This is a genomic window from Corynebacterium glyciniphilum AJ 3170, assembly GCF_007673095.1.
In the GTDB taxonomy this organism is placed as follows: domain Bacteria; phylum Actinomycetota; class Actinomycetes; order Mycobacteriales; family Mycobacteriaceae; genus Corynebacterium.
In genome coordinates this window covers 139,546-153,645 of sequence record NZ_VDYZ01000004.1, presented here as the reverse complement: position 1 = coordinate 153,645, position 14,100 = coordinate 139,546, and the positions used below count along the sequence as shown (strand labels likewise).

The window sequence follows — 14,100 nt, the reverse complement described above, 5'->3', positions numbered from 1 at the left end:
CGATCAGGCGTGGTTCGGTACGCGGTCCTGTATGCGGTCGGCTGCGTGCCGTCCCGCGAGCCACCCGAAAGTCAGGCCCGAACCGACCTGGACGCCCGCACCCGGGTACTCCGACCCCATGGCTCCGGCCGCGTCGACGCCAGCCGCGTACAGACCGGTGAGCGGTGCACCGTCGTTGTCGACCACCCGGGCGGAGCTGTCGACCCGGATACCGTAGGTCGTGGCCAGTGGCGTGGGGTGCACGGCAATAGCGTAGAAAGGCGCCTCCTGCACCGGTCCGATGTTCGGGTTCGGCGCGTGCTCAGGGTCTCCGGCGACGCGGCCGAAGAGCTTCTCCCCCTTGCCGAAGTCCTCGTCCACACCGGTCTCGGCGAAGCCGTTGTAGCGGCGGACCGTCTCCGCCAGTCCCTCCGGATCAACTCCGATGTTGCGGGCGAGCTCTTCCACGGTCGCGCCGGTGCGCAGGTAGCCCTCCTTGATGTGGCGGCGCAGCAGGAACGCCGGGAGATGGGGCATGGTGATCACGCCGAGTCCGTAGGTCGACAGGGTACGGGAGTCCACGACCAGCCAGGCCGGGACGGCGCGGTTGTCGGGCTGATCGTACATCGCCCGCACGAAGCGGTGGTACGAGCAGGATTCGTCGACGAAGCGGTGCCCGGTGGAGTCCACGGCGATGATCCCGGGCTTCGCCCTGTCCCAGATATGCGGGAACACCGCCTGTGACCCGTCCCGACGGGTAGCCACCGAACTGGGGAACCACAGTGCGTTCTCCCCGTTGTCGGATCCGAGGGAGCCACCGGCCGCCTCGGCGAGGGCAAAGGTGTCTCCGGTGGCGCTCTCCGCCGCGCGGCTGTACTGCGGGGTGGGCTGTGGAAGCAACTTCTCACGCAGGACGGAAGACTGGGCGAAGCCTCCGGCGGCGAGGACGACCCCGGCCCTGGCCTGCACACGGATCTCCCGTCCCCCGGTGGCGATCACCGCACCGGTGACGGCCTCCGTCCGCGCATCAGTGCTGTCACTGATGAGTTCCACGGGACGTGAACCGGTCCAGACCTCACCGTCACGATCGAGGATTGCCCGGTACATCGAGGCGATGAGTGCGTTACCCATCACCAGTCGGGTGCCTCTGCGGTAGCCCGAGGCCAGGTCGAAAGCCCAGCGGAACCCGAGCCTCAGCGCCAGTGCCACGGCCTTCGCGGTGGGCAGCGGCGAGCGGGAGAACAAGCCCAGCAGGGTCGCCACCTCGGGACGGCGCAGCATCAGTGTGCCGTTCATCAGCGCGAACTCCGGCACGGGTGGGCGGACGTCGCGGAACTTCCGGTGTCCGAGCCGGCGCCCGTTGAAAGGCGCGGGCTCGAGCGCACGGCCGGTCTTCCCGGTCTCAGGGAGTTCGGAGTGGTAGTCGACGACAGCTGGAGAATGCAGGAAGTTCACGCCGAGATCCGCCATGTCACGGAGCATCTGGGGTGCGTTGTCCAGGTAGGCGCGGCGCAGATCCGCGTCTGACTTGTCCCCCACGAGTCGGTCGAGGTAACGCTCCGCGCGGTCGCGGTCATCGTCGTTGCCGTCCGCGCGCTGGAAGGAGTTGTCGGGTGCCCAGCATGTTCCTGCGGAGTACGCGGTAGTGCCTCCGACGTACTGGCTCTTCTCGACGACAAGGACGCTCAGTCCCCGCGCAGCGGCGGTCAACGCCGCGCTGAGTCCACCGGCACCGGAGCCGACGACGATCAGGTCGACCTCCCGGTCCCACTGCTGGTTCTCCTCTGATGCTGCCGACTTCACTGTGGGTGCCAACGTCAGTGTCCTTTCATGGTGATGCATGGTGGTCACTGTGCAGCCTAAGGAGGTCTGGCGGGAGCCCGGGACTGTGTCCCGTTCAACGGGACGGCGGGGGGATGATCAGGCCGATTACTCTGCGGGCAGCAGGGGGACGCCAGGGGTGGCGTTGCCGGTGTTTCCCGGGGAAGAGAGTTCTACCCGCAGAACTAAGCGCTCGACGTACAGAGGGCGGAGAGCCGAGGACACGTCGGAAATGTCACAGCTCTGTCAGCGGACCTCGAACGGTGCGGCGGTGATCTCCCGCAGCTCGTCGACGGTGACGCCGTCGGCGCACTCCACCAGGGTCAGGCCCTTCTCCGGATCGACCTCGAACACCCCGTGCGATGACACGATCAGATCGACACACTTCGCACCGGTCAACGGCAACGAGCACTCCTGCACGATCTTCGGAGCACCTTTCTTGGTGATGTGGTCGGTCATCACGATGATCTTCTGTGCCCCATGCACCAGGTCCATCGCCCCGCCCATTCCGCGCACCAGCTTGCCCGGGACCATCCAGTTGGCCAGGTCACCGTACCGGGAGATCTCCATCGCCCCGAGCACCGCGACATCGACCGACCGGGAACGGATCATCCCGAAAGACTCCGAGGAGCTGAAGAAACTGGCCCCGTCATTGACGGTGATGGTCTCCTTGCCCGCGTTGATCAACTCCGGGTCGACCTCGTCCTCGGTGGGGTACGGGCCCACGCCCAGCACACCGTTCTCGGAGTGCAGGATGACGTCGATGTCGTCATCGAGGAACCCGGGGACCAGCGTCGGCATGCCGATGCCGAGGTTGACGTACTGGCCGTCCTGCAGCTCGGCGGCGACCCGGGCGGCCATCTGTTCACGATTCCATGCCATGGTCTCAGGACTCCTTCGTCTGGTCGGGCCGGGTCGTCCGGTTCTCGATGCCGGTCTCCTGCGGACCGACGTGCACCACACGGTCGACGTAGATCCCCGGCAGGTGGACCTCGTCCGGGTCGAGGTGATCGACCAGGTGCTCGACCTGGGCGATCGCCACCCGGGCGCACTTGGCGGCCTCAGGGTTGAAGTTCTGCGCGGTCTCGCGGAACACCAGATTGCCCTGGCGATCCGCCTTGTGCGCGTGGACGAGTCCGACGTCAGCCTTGATCGCGGTCTCCAGAATGTAATCCTCACCGTCGAAGGTGCGGGTCTCCTTGGGCTCGGAGAACTCCGCCACGGAGCCGTCCGGGTTGTACCGCACCGGCAGTCCCCCGGTGGCCAGTTCGGTACCGACCCCGGCCTTGGTGTAGAACGCCGGGATACCCGCGCCACCGGCACGCATACGCTCGGCGAGCGAGCCCTGCGGGGTGAACTCCACGGAAAGATCACCACTGAGGTACTGCTGGGCGTAGATGCGGTTCGACCCGATGTAGGACCCGATCGTGCGCGCGACACGACGGTCCTCCAGGAGGGTGCCCAGACCGAAACCGTCGGTGCCGCAGTTGTTGGAGATGATCGTGAGCTCCCCGACGCCCCGCTTCCGGACCGCGTCGATCAGTACCGACGGGATGCCTACCAGGCCGAATCCGCCGACAGCGACAGACGCACCGTCGCAGAGGTCCGCCACCGCCTCGTCTGCTGTGCTGAATGTTTTGTCAAGCATATGGAAAACTGTACACTGGTGTTCGCGCAATGGACAAATGTTCGCTGCATGAACGGATGACAGGAGTAGTCCGGTGACACAGACAGACGGCAGAACGTCCGGGGACGCCCCCGGAGGCCAGGTCCAGTCCTTCGTACGCGGGCTTGCGGTGATCCGCTGCTTCGACGGCGAACACCCCCGTCTCACTCTCGCCCAGGTCGCCGAGCGCACCGGGCTGGCGCGGGCCACGGCACGCCGGTTCCTGCACACGCTGGTGTCCATGGACTACGCCAACACCGACGGCACCGAGTTCTGGTTGACCTCGCGGGTCCTGGAACTCGGCCACAGTTACCTCTCGTCGTTGTCGCTTCCGGACATCGGACAGCCGCGACTGGAGGAGCTTTCCCGCCGTATCAACGAGTCAAGCTCGATGTCCGTTCTCGAAGGCGCTGACGTGGTCTACGTCAGTCGGGTCCCGGTCCGCCGGATCATGGCCGTGTCGATCACGATCGGCACCCGCTTCCCCGCCTACGCCACATCGATGGGGCGGGTCCTGCTCGCCGACCTGAACCCCGTCGATCTCGACGCCTATCTCGACTCGGTCACTCTGGAAGCGTTGACCCCGCGCACGTGCACCTCCATCGGCCAACTGCGGGCCGAACTCCAGACGGTACGCGACCAGGGCTGGTCCCTGGTCGACCAGGAACTCGAGGTCGGGCTACGGTCCGTCGCCGCCCCGATTCACGGTCCGGACGGACGGGTGGTCGCCGCAGTGAACGTCTCGACCCGGACCGAGGTCTACGGTATCGACGACCTCCACCGCGACATCATCCCTGAGCTCTTGGCGGCAGCTCGCGCGATCAGCGGTGACCTTGCCGCGCAACAACTCTGAGCCACCTCCACCGACACACGACAGTTAAGGAACCCACACATGAACGACGCCACCCCCTCCGCACCCGCCTCAACTCCCGTCCCGACCGACGTCGTGCTCTGCTCCCCGTTGCGCACCCCCGTCGGCGCCTACGGCGGAGCCTTCACCGACGTACCCGTCCAGGACCTGGCCTCCACCGTCGTCAACGCCATCGTCGAACGTACCGGCCTGACCGCCGACTCCATCGACGACATCATCCTCGGCCAGGCCTCCCCCGACGGCGCCGCACCGGCACTCGGACGCGTCGTCGCCCTGGACGCCGGACTCGGTGACAGCGTGCCCGGCATGCAGCTCGACCGACGCTGCGGCTCCGGACTGCAGGCCGTGGTCACCGCCGCCGCCCACGTCGCCACCGGTGCCGCCGACCTGATCATCGCCGGCGGCGCTGAGTCGATGAGCCGCACCGGATACTCCGTCGACGGCTCCATCCGCTGGGGTGTCAAGGGCGGTGACCTGGTCCTGCACGACCGTCTCGCCGAGGGGCGTGCCTCCGCCGGAGGACGCAACCACCCCATCCCCGGCGGCATGATCGAGACTGCCGAGAACCTGCGACGTGAATACGGCATCACCCGCGAAGCGCAGGACGCCCTGGCCACCGAATCCCACCGGCGCGCCGTTGCAGCCATCGACGACGGGCTCTTCGCCGACGAGATCGTCCCGGTAACCGTCCCCGGAAAGCGGCGCCGCGATCCGGAGACCGTCGTCGACCGCGACGAGCACCCGCGCCCGGGCACCACCACCGACAAGCTCGCCGGACTGCGTCCGGTGATGGGCCGCCAGGACGACGAGGCCACCGTCACCGCCGGCAACGCCTCCGGCCAGAATGACGGCGCCGCCGCCATGATCGTCACCACCCGTGCCCGTGCCGAGGAACTCGGCCTGGAGCCGTTCGCCCGGCTGAGCGGTTGGGCCGTGGCCGGTGTCGCCCCGGAGACCATGGGCATCGGTCCGGTCCCGGCCACCGCCCGCGTGCTCGACCGGCTCGGAATCTCCCTCGACGACCTCGACGTCATCGAGCTCAACGAGGCCTTCGCCGCACAGGCGCTGTCAGTGCTGCAGGAGTGGGGTGTGGCTGCCGACGATCCTCGCCTGAACCCACACGGTTCCGGGATCTCGCTGGGCCACCCGGTCGGAGCCACCGGCGCCCGGATGCTGGTGACCCTCTGCCACGAGCTACGCCGCCGCGGTGACAAGACTAAAAGCGGCGGCAACAGTTCCACGTCCCTGCGCGGACTGGCCACCATGTGTATCGGTGGTGGGCAGGGGCTGGCCGCCGTCCTCGAAGCAGAGTAAGCCTGACGGGCGTCCCCTCAGTATCCACTGCCACACGTACGAAGGAGCCGATTCATGACCTCAGCGAACCCTGGAACCTCCCCCCTGACCCTGCACGCCGACGCCTACGGTCCCACCGACGCCGACACCGTGGTGTTGCTCGGCTCGCTCGGCTCAACCACCGAGATGTGGTTGCCCCAGCTCGACGGCCTCAGCACGGGTCGGCGGGTCATCGCACTGGACCACCGCGGGCACGGGCGGTCACCGATGACACCGGCCGACGACGCCAGCCCGACTGTGCCGGATCTCGCCGCGGACGTCCTGCACACGCTCGATGGACTGGGGGTCGGCCGGTTCACCGTGGTCGGACTCTCCCTCGGCGGAGCGGTCGCACAGTATCTCGCGGCCACCAGTGACCGGGTGGACGGCGCGGTGTTCATCTGCACCGCCGCCAAGTTCGGGGAGCCCTCGGGGTGGGTCGACCGGGCCCAGACCGCCCGTACCGAGAGTGTCTCCGCACTCGCCGACGCGGTCATCGCCCGGTGGTTCTCCCCCGGTTTCCGCGAGCAGAACCCCGCGACGACGGACCACTTCCGCGACATGATCGCCGCCACCCCGGACGAAGGCTACGCAGCCTGCTGCGACGCCCTCTCCCGGTGGGACTTCACCTCCCGTCTCGGCGAGATCACCGTGCCGACACTGGTCATCGCCGGTGAGCACGATCCGTCCACCGCACCGGAGACCGTGAAGGTGATCGCTGACGGTGTCTACGGGGCGTCCTACGTGGTCCTGTCACCGGCGGCGCACCTGCCGAACCTGGAGCAGCCCGAGACCGTCAACGGACTGATCCGCGGGTTCCTGGCATCGTGACGACGGACTGAGGGGAGAGCAGAATGGCAAACTCGCGATCGGGTGAGTCGGTCCTCCAGCGGGCGATGAGGATCCTGGAGTGTTTCGACGCGGACACGCCACGGTTGACGGCCTCGCAGATCGCCGAGGCCACCGGGCTCTCGCGGTCGACCACCCACCGTCTCGTCACCGAGATGACGTCGGTGGGGATGCTGCACCGCTACCCCGACAGCACACTGTCCGTCAGTAACCATTCCTGGGAGACCTCGGTACGGTGCAGCCCTCTGGAACAGCTCAGAGGGATCGCGAAGCCGCTTCTTGAGGATCTGCATTCGCGTTTCGACCACCATATCTGCCTCACGGTACCTGACTTCGATTCCCTCAGCGTGCTCTCCCTGGAACGCTTCGATGCCACATACCCGCTGCGGATCCTCAGCCGTCATGCGTCACGACTGCCGATCCACAACAACTCCACCGGACTGACGATGTTGGCTTTCGCCGGAGAGAGGATCATCCGGCGTGTACTGGACGGATCACCCCGCGACCAGGAAACCGGGACTCCGCTCGACCCCGCACGGGTCCGCGCAGACCTCACCGAGATCAGGAGCCGGGGGTACGGGCACATCGTCGGTGGCATGGTCATCGAGAACACGTCTTTCGCGGTCCCCTGCTTCGACCATTCCGACGGCTCCGTGCAGTGCTCGCTCGGCGTCGTGGCCCGTACCGACCGGTGCGACCACAGTGCGGTCCTCTCCGCACTTACTTCTGCGGGCAGAACACTCTCCGAGGAAATCACCTGCGGTCCCACCCCTGGAGTCCCCCCGATGCCCGCTGAGAAGTCGGCCTGATCATCCCCCCGCCGTCCCGTTCAACGGGAAGCGGTCGGCAGCCACGCTCCGTGGAAATACGGTTCACAGTGTCCAACGCAGTGTGTTCCACGTCATAGAGCACCGCTGACATCAGACCCAGAATGGAGAGCACCGTGACATCAACTGCCACGAATGCCGAGCGGGAGCAACCGCACCGGGAGAAGAGTCCGAAGAAGGCCGCCATGGCCTCCCTGCTCGGTTCCACGCTTGAGTACTACGACTTCGTCATCTACGGGACGGCATCCGCACTGCTGTTCAACCAGCTGTTCTTCCCTCAGGGCGATCCCGTCGTCGCCACGATCGCGTCCCTGGCCTCCTTCGGTGTGGCCTATGTGGCACGTCCCTTCGGAGGTCTGATCATGGGGCACATCGGCGACCGGATCAGTCGTCGTACCGCCTTGATGGTCACGCTGGTCATCATGGGCCTCGCGTCCGTGTCGATCGGTCTGTTGCCGACATACGAGTCCATCGGCATCTGGGCCACCGTCCTCCTGCTGATCTGCCGCATCGCCCAGGGTTTCTCTGCGGGTGCGGAGTCTGCAGGCGCCTCGACGATGACCATGGAACACTCCCCCGAGGGGCGCCGAGCGTTCTTCACCAGTTCCGTGATGGCGGGCTGCTCCATCGGCAATGTGCTGGCGGGGCTGGTCTTCCTCCCCTTCCTCGCGCTCCCCGAGGAACAGCTGATGAGCTGGGGCTGGCGGATCCCGTTCCTGCTGTCCGCTGTGGTCCTGCTGGTCGCGTACTTCGTGCGTACACGACTGGAGGAGCCCGACGCCGTCGCCACCGCCGAGGAGAAGATCGGTGAGGATTCCAGCACAGTCAGTGAGCTGCCTGCGATGGCCGTGCTCAAGACACAGGGTGTGGACGTCATCAAGATCGTCATGATCACGCTCTACTCGGTCATCCAGACCACCTTCAACGTCTACGCGCTGAGCTACGCCACTGAGCATGCCGGCATCGAACGCCCCACGATGGTGACCATCAACACGGTGGCACTGGCGGTCTCCATCGCCTTCATTCCGTTCCTCGCCTGGGTGTCCGATCAGATCGGGCGAAAGCCCGTCCTCTTTATCGGCGCGATCGGCTCCGTGATCACAACCTACCTGTACTTCATGGCGATCAACGACGGGCATATCGCGTTGATGTTCGCCATCTGCATCCTCAACCAGGGGCTCTTCTACTCCTGCTGGAATGCGACGTGGACGATCTTCTTCCCGGAGATGTTCGCTGCCCCCGTGCGCTACACCGGAATGGCCATGGGCAACCAGCTCGGTCTGGTGATCGTCGGTTTCGTGCCTGCCATCAACACCGCAATCTATGCCTGGACCGGCTGGCAGGCGGTGGCGACCTTCATCGCGGTCTGCGTCGCCGTCAGTGTGGCGGTCATCATGACCTGCCGTGAAACGGCTTTCACTCCCCTCGACCAGCTGGGCCTGAAGAACACGCCGAAGTACACCCGGGCCGATCAGCGAGCGCTGATCGCTGCTGCGGGGACTCGCGAGCCCGGCGCCATCGCAGACATCGCTCCGGAAGACGGTTCCCGGGAGCCCCTTCCCAGTAGCGCCCCCTAACCAACGAGAGAGAGTATTCACCATGTCATCGTCCACTGTCCCCAACAACCTCAGAGTCGGCATCGTCGGCTGCGGAGCCATCTCCCGCAACCACCTCGAGGCCTTCGCCGCCGCTGAAGGAGCCGTCGTCACGGTCGTCTGCGACATCGACCCGGACCGCGCCAGGGACACCGCGGAGAAGTACGGGGTCGCCCACGCCGTCAGCAGTGTCGAGGACCTGCTCGCGACCGGGGTCGACATCATCTCGGTGTGCACCCCGCACCCCACCCACGAGGAGGTCGTCCTCGCCGCCGCAGCAGCCGGTGTCCACGTGCTGTGTGAGAAGCCCATCGCCGTGGATCTGGACTCCGCCCGTCGGATGACCGCCGCGTGCGACGCAGCCGACGTCCGCCTGGGCGTCCTGTTCCAGCGTCGGTTCTGGCCGGATGCCCGCCAGATGAAGGCGGACCTCGTCCCTGGCCGACTCGGCGAACCGATTCTCGGCCAGTGCACCGTCCTGCTGCACCGGGACCCCGGCTACTACTCCGCCACGCCCTGGCGCGGCACCTGGGCCAGTGACGGCGGAGGTGTGCTGATGACGCAGGCGATCCACTACATCGACCTGCTGATCTGGATGCTCGGCGACCCCGTGGAGGTGTCAGGCAAGATCGCCACCTTCACCCACGACATCGAGGTCGAGGACACCGCCGTAGCCACGGTGACGTTCGCCTCTGGTGCCCTGGCCACGATCAACGCCACGACCGCAGCAGACACCGCACTCGGCGCGCGGGTGCAGGTCACCGCCTCTTCCGGTGCTACGAGGGCGATCCTCGAGTTCCCCGAGGGCACCGACGGCCGCGCCGTCCTGCGTGCCGAGGGCGGTACCGTGAGCACCACCCCGGAGTACCCGTCCGACCTGGTGGCCAACGCAGACCTGGGCACGATCAACGGCGCGCTGATCCCCCACCACACCGCCCAGGTCGCCGATTTCGTCGACGCCGTACGCGAGGGACACGAGCCGGAAGTGACCGGGCACGACGCCACCCGTGCCCTGGCCGTCCTGCTCGGCATCTACGAATCCTCCCGGACCGGTGCACCGGTGGCACTGGGACAGGAGGTGACCGCATGAGCAGCACCGCAGTGAACAGGAGAATCGGACTTGCACCGCTGACGGCACTGTCCGTGTCCCCGGACCGCCTGGTCCGGCTGGCCGCCGACGCCGGCTTCGACTTCGTCGGCCTGCGCGTCCTCGCCGTCACCGCCGAGGAACCGTCCTACGACCTGTCGCCGGGGTCACCGCTGCTGGCCGACACCCTGACCGCACTCTCGGAGACCGGGCTGTCGGTGGTCGACACAGAGTTCCTGCGCATCGACGCCGACACCGGCCGCGACACCTGGTTGCCTGCCCTGGAGGCTTCCCAGGCACTCGGCGCGACCCGGTTCACCGTCGCCGCCGGCGACGAGGACCTGTCGCGGCTCACCGAGACCCTCGGCACCCTGGTCCAGGACGCCGCCGCCTACGGGGTGGTCCCCGCGCTGGAACCGATCTCCTACCGCAGTGTGCGCTCCCTCCCCGCCGCGGCAGCGATCGCCCGGGACACCGGCGCGCGCGTCCTGGCCGACACCCTGCACATGGCACGCTTCCACGCCAGCGGCGACGAGCTTGCCGACATCGCTGACCTCGTCGACATGGTGCAGCTGTGTGACAGCCCCGCCACGGCGCCGACGTCTGTGGCAGGCCTCGTCGAAGAGTCGCGCGCGGTGCGTCTGGCACCGGGTGACGGCGACCAGGACCTGGCACAGTACCTCCGCCCGCTACCGGACGGCCTCCCGGTCAGCGTGGAGGTCCCGAACACCGACGAGATCACCCGCCGCGGAGCCGCCGACTGGATCCGCCACCTGCACGACACAACCACCCACCTGCTCGACAGCACGACAACCCTGACCGGAGGACAGACCTCATGACCGAAAAACCCACGACTGCCTACGACACCATCGTGATCGGCTCCGGCGCCGGTGGACTCTCCGCCGCAGTGACCGCCGCACACCGCGGACTGTCCGTCGCAGTGGTGGAGAAAGCCGACGTGCTCGGCGGTGCCACCACTTGGTCCGGTGGCTGGGCCTGGACACCGGGAACCAGCTTCGCCCGACGCGACGGTGTCGTCGAGGACACCGAGGAGTTCCGCACCTACCTGCGCTCTGTCATCGGCGACTACTACCAGGACGACAACATCGACGCCTTCCTCGACGCCGCGCCCGAGATGGTGGACTTCTTCCACACCAGGACGAAGCTGCAGTTCACCCCCGGTGCCGCGATCAAGGACATCTACGGCGACCTGCCCGGCGCTGGGACCGGTCACCGGTCGGTGGGGCCGACACCCTTCAACGGACGCAAGGTGCGTCCGGAAGTGCGGGCGAAACTGCGTCACCAGCTCTACGAGACATCCTTCCTGGGGATGGGCATCATGGCGGGACCGGACCTGAAGAAGTTCCTCTCCGCGTCCCGTGGGGACGTGCGCGGGTGGGTTCACGCCGCCCGGCGCGTGCTGGTGCACGTCTGGGACGTGGTGGTGCACCGTCGCAACATGCAGATGGTCAACGGTGCGGCGATGATCGGTCGACTCGCCGCGTCCGCCGACGAGCTCGGTGTCGACCTGTTGACGGGCACCGCCGCCCACGAGCTGGTCACCGACGCGTCCGGGCGGGTCACCGGTGTGACTGTCGTCGGGCCGGACGGCACCCGCGAGCTCACGGCCGCACGCGGGGTGGTGTTGGCGACCGGTGGTTTCCCGTCGGACGTCGAGCTGCGCCGCGACTTGTTCCCCCGTACCCCCACCGGCCAGGAGCACTGGACGTTGGCGCCGAAGGAGTCCACCGGTGACGGTCTGCGGATGGCACAGGCCGTCGGTGCGGCCACGACGACGGACCTGAAGGCCCCGGCGGCATGGTGCCCGGTGTCCGAGGTCCCGTACCTCAACGGGAAGGTCGGTACGTTCCCCCACATCATGGACCGTGCCAAGCCCGGGTCGATCGGTGTGGTGTCGACCGGTCGACGCTTCGTCAACGAGGCCAACGGCTACTACGACTACGTCGACGGCATGATCAACGCCGCCCCGGAGGGCGAGCCGGTGCAGTCCTGGCAGATCGCCGACTCCACGTTCGTGCGTCGCTACCCCCTGGGCATGGCGAAACCGTTCCCTGTGCCGCTGTTCCCGTACATCCGCAACGGCTACCTGGTGAAGGGCCGGACGCTGCGCGAACTCGCGGAGAAGTGCGGTATCGACCCGGACGGCTTGGAGACCACCGTGGCCGAGTTCAATGACAATTCCCGTCGTGGTGAGGACCCGGAGTTCCACCGGGGCGAAACGGAGTTCAACCGCTACGGCGGTGACCCGAAGGTCGGCCCGAACCCGGCACTGGCTCCACTGGAGAAGGGGCCGTTCTACGCGGTGAAGGTTCTGCCCGGCAGCTTCGGCACTTTCGCCGGTATCTCCGCCGACGGTCGTGCCAGGGTACTCGGCGAGGACGGTTCCCCGATCGCCGGCCTGTACACCGCCGGCAACGACCGGGCGTCGATCATGGGCGGGTTCTACCCTGCCGGTGGCATCAACCTGGGGCCGGCGCTGACGTTCGGGTATGTCGCGGGCCGGGAGATGGCCCAGGGAACGGCCCAGGGAACGGCCCAGGGAACGGCCTCGCCTGAGGCCAGTTAGGTGGTCGATGCCGCACTGTCGGCCGCACCGGTCGCGCTGACGGTCGTCCTCCTCGTCACGCGGCTGCCCGCCTGGGCACCTCCGGTGGCGGGCATTGCCGCGGCGACGGCGGTGAGCCTCGTCGTGCTCGACGGCAGCGTCGGGGACCTCGCCGGTGACGCCGGGGGCTCCTGGGACACGCTGCTGAAGGTGGTGGCCATCATCGGCGCCGGTGCTCTGTTGGCGCGCGTGATGCACCACACCGGGGCCCAGGACAACATCGCCACCTGGCTGTCCCGCGGCGGAGCATCGGTCGCGGCTGCGCTGCTGATGACCCACGGCGTGGTCCCCTTCATCGAATCGGTGACCGGCTTCGGCGTGACCGTCCTCATCGGGTTGCCGTTGATGCTGGCCTGCGGGTTCTCCCCGATGCCTGCCGCCACGATGGTGCTGCTGGGACTCACGGTCAGTCCGTGGGGGTCCATGGCACCAGGGACGCTGCTGGCATCAGACATCGCCGGGTCGTCACTGCGGGACATGGGGCTTGCATCCGCCGTACTGTCTCTTCCGGTGTTCGTGGTGTCCGGGGTCTTCATCGCCGTGATCGCCGGTCGCGACTCTTCGGCGGACACACATGCCGGCGGCGTCCGCATAGCGCACCATCTGCGGTGGGTGGCTGCAGGGACAGGTTCTGCGCTGCTGCTCTGGGTCAGCATCTCCGCCGCGAACTGGGCGCTGGGAACACCCGTCGCCGGTGCAGCCGGTGCAGCGGTGGTGGCGGTGTCCTGGTTGCTGGTGGTCCGCGGAGGCCGTCTTCTCCCCGCCCCGGGCACCTCGCTGCTGCCCTATGCGGTCCTGGTGCTGGGGACGGTCACCGGCCAGTGGGCCGCCTCGCACATCGACATCTCCCCCGTCGCCGCGGTACTCGAGTCCCCGGCGCTGTGGGCCCTGGCCGGGGCAGCGACCGGCATACTGTTGTTCACCCCGGACGCCGGAACCCGCGTCACGCTGTCCACCGAAGCCGGCAGCATGCTTCTCCAGGTGGGCATACCGACCACACTGTATGTCGTGTTCGGCACGGTGATGGGCGCCGGTGGCCTGGCCGGTGCACTCGCCGGAGCACTCACCAGTCTGGGAATGGGATACCTGGCCGTGTCCCCGTTCCTGGCGGCCCTGTCCGGCTACATCACCGCGTCAGGCACCGGGGCCAACGCAATGTTCGGCACCACGCAGGTCGCCGCCGCCCACGCCCTGGATGTCTCCCCGTTCTGGATGATGGCCGCGCAGAATGTCGCGGCGGGCTGGGCCGTGGCTGCCAGCCCGGCACGCATCGAACTCGCCTACCGGATGATCGCCGGCGGCCACCGCCGGACCGGCGGGGACGGCGGGGACGGCCCTGTGCCGACACGGTCCGGGCTGCTGAAGGTCATGGTCCCAGCCGTCCTGTCGGCCACCGTGCTGTGCGGCGCCCTCAGCCTGGTGTTCCTGATGTGAGACCCTACTGCAC

12 protein-coding genes are annotated in these 14,100 nt (G+C 67.5%); 9 read left to right on the top strand and 3 right to left on the bottom strand.

Annotated elements, in window-relative coordinates:
* Window positions 1-3 precede the first annotated feature (3 nt).
* The 3 genes from FS507_RS05510 to FS507_RS05500 form a co-directional block, all read right to left on the bottom strand.
* On the bottom strand, window positions 4-1,821 hold the full coding sequence (locus tag FS507_RS05510; RefSeq protein ID WP_260853173.1) for an FAD-dependent oxidoreductase: 1,818 nt from the start codon (window positions 1,819-1,821) through the stop codon (window positions 4-6).
* 225 nt (window positions 1,822-2,046) lie between these two features.
* Window positions 2,047-2,682 (bottom strand): 3-oxoacid CoA-transferase subunit B, encoded by a 636-nt coding sequence (locus FS507_RS05505; RefSeq protein WP_145941793.1) that lies wholly within the window; start codon window positions 2,680-2,682, stop codon window positions 2,047-2,049.
* A 4-nt stretch (window positions 2,683-2,686) separates the two neighbouring features.
* The gene (locus tag FS507_RS05500; RefSeq protein ID WP_145941792.1) at window positions 2,687-3,448 is read right to left on the bottom strand and encodes a CoA transferase subunit A; all 762 of its coding nucleotides are present in this window, start codon (window positions 3,446-3,448) and stop codon (window positions 2,687-2,689) included.
* A 73-nt stretch (window positions 3,449-3,521) separates the two neighbouring features.
* Here FS507_RS05500 and FS507_RS05495 point away from each other — a divergent pair, with 73 nt between their 5' ends.
* The 9 genes from FS507_RS05495 (at window position 3,522) to FS507_RS05455 (ending at window position 14,087) form a co-directional block, all read left to right on the top strand.
* Window positions 3,522-4,319 (top strand): IclR family transcriptional regulator domain-containing protein, encoded by a 798-nt coding sequence (locus FS507_RS05495; RefSeq protein WP_145941791.1) that lies wholly within the window; start codon window positions 3,522-3,524, stop codon window positions 4,317-4,319.
* 39 nt (window positions 4,320-4,358) lie between these two features.
* Window positions 4,359-5,651 (top strand): acetyl-CoA C-acetyltransferase, encoded by a 1,293-nt coding sequence (locus FS507_RS05490; RefSeq protein WP_145941790.1) that lies wholly within the window; start codon window positions 4,359-4,361, stop codon window positions 5,649-5,651.
* A 54-nt stretch (window positions 5,652-5,705) separates the two neighbouring features.
* Window positions 5,706-6,500 (top strand): 3-oxoadipate enol-lactonase, encoded by a 795-nt coding sequence (gene pcaD / locus FS507_RS05485; protein WP_145941789.1) that lies wholly within the window; start codon window positions 5,706-5,708, stop codon window positions 6,498-6,500.
* A 23-nt stretch (window positions 6,501-6,523) separates the two neighbouring features.
* Window positions 6,524-7,327: an IclR family transcriptional regulator gene (locus FS507_RS05480; protein WP_145941788.1), complete on the top strand. Its 804-nt coding sequence runs from the start codon at window positions 6,524-6,526 to the stop codon at window positions 7,325-7,327.
* Window positions 7,328-7,449: 122 nt separating this feature from the next.
* A complete protein-coding gene (locus FS507_RS05475) occupies window positions 7,450-8,922 on the top strand; it encodes an MFS transporter (protein WP_440130338.1) in 1,473 nt (490 codons plus the stop codon).
* Window positions 8,923-8,944: 22 nt separating this feature from the next.
* On the top strand, window positions 8,945-10,030 hold the full coding sequence (locus tag FS507_RS05470; RefSeq protein WP_145941787.1) for a Gfo/Idh/MocA family protein: 1,086 nt from the start codon (window positions 8,945-8,947) through the stop codon (window positions 10,028-10,030).
* On the top strand, window positions 10,027-10,866 hold the full coding sequence (locus FS507_RS05465) for a sugar phosphate isomerase/epimerase family protein (RefSeq protein WP_260853171.1): 840 nt from the start codon (window positions 10,027-10,029) through the stop codon (window positions 10,864-10,866). Before FS507_RS05470 ends, FS507_RS05465 begins: the two co-directional genes overlap by 4 nt.
* A complete protein-coding gene (locus tag FS507_RS05460) occupies window positions 10,863-12,614 on the top strand; it encodes an FAD-dependent oxidoreductase (protein ID WP_145941786.1) in 1,752 nt (583 codons plus the stop codon). Before FS507_RS05465 ends, FS507_RS05460 begins: the two co-directional genes overlap by 4 nt.
* Complete coding sequence (locus FS507_RS05455; RefSeq protein ID WP_145941785.1) at window positions 12,615-14,087, top strand: L-lactate permease; 1,473 nt, start codon at window positions 12,615-12,617, stop codon at window positions 14,085-14,087. It abuts the gene before it with no gap.
* Window positions 14,088-14,100: the final 13 nt, after the last annotated feature.

Excerpts from the sequence above, each read along its gene's own strand:
- FS507_RS05510 (WP_260853173.1), bottom strand. The coding sequence starts at position 1,821 with ATGCATCACCATGAAAGGACACTGACGTTGGCACCCACAGTGAAGTCG.
- FS507_RS05505 (WP_145941793.1), bottom strand. The coding sequence starts at position 2,682 with ATGGCATGGAATCGTGAACAGATGGCCGCCCGGGTCGCCGCCGAGCTG.
- FS507_RS05500 (WP_145941792.1), bottom strand. The coding sequence starts at position 3,448 with ATGCTTGACAAAACATTCAGCACAGCAGACGAGGCGGTGGCGGACCTC.
- FS507_RS05490 (WP_145941790.1), top strand. The coding sequence starts at position 4,359 with ATGAACGACGCCACCCCCTCCGCACCCGCCTCAACTCCCGTCCCGACC.
- pcaD (WP_145941789.1), top strand. The coding sequence starts at position 5,706 with ATGACCTCAGCGAACCCTGGAACCTCCCCCCTGACCCTGCACGCCGAC.
- FS507_RS05480 (WP_145941788.1), top strand. The coding sequence starts at position 6,524 with ATGGCAAACTCGCGATCGGGTGAGTCGGTCCTCCAGCGGGCGATGAGG.
- FS507_RS05475 (WP_440130338.1), top strand. The coding sequence starts at position 7,450 with ATGGAGAGCACCGTGACATCAACTGCCACGAATGCCGAGCGGGAGCAA.
- FS507_RS05470 (WP_145941787.1), top strand. The coding sequence starts at position 8,945 with ATGTCATCGTCCACTGTCCCCAACAACCTCAGAGTCGGCATCGTCGGC.
- FS507_RS05465 (WP_260853171.1), top strand. The coding sequence starts at position 10,027 with ATGAGCAGCACCGCAGTGAACAGGAGAATCGGACTTGCACCGCTGACG.
- FS507_RS05460 (WP_145941786.1), top strand. The coding sequence starts at position 10,863 with ATGACCGAAAAACCCACGACTGCCTACGACACCATCGTGATCGGCTCC.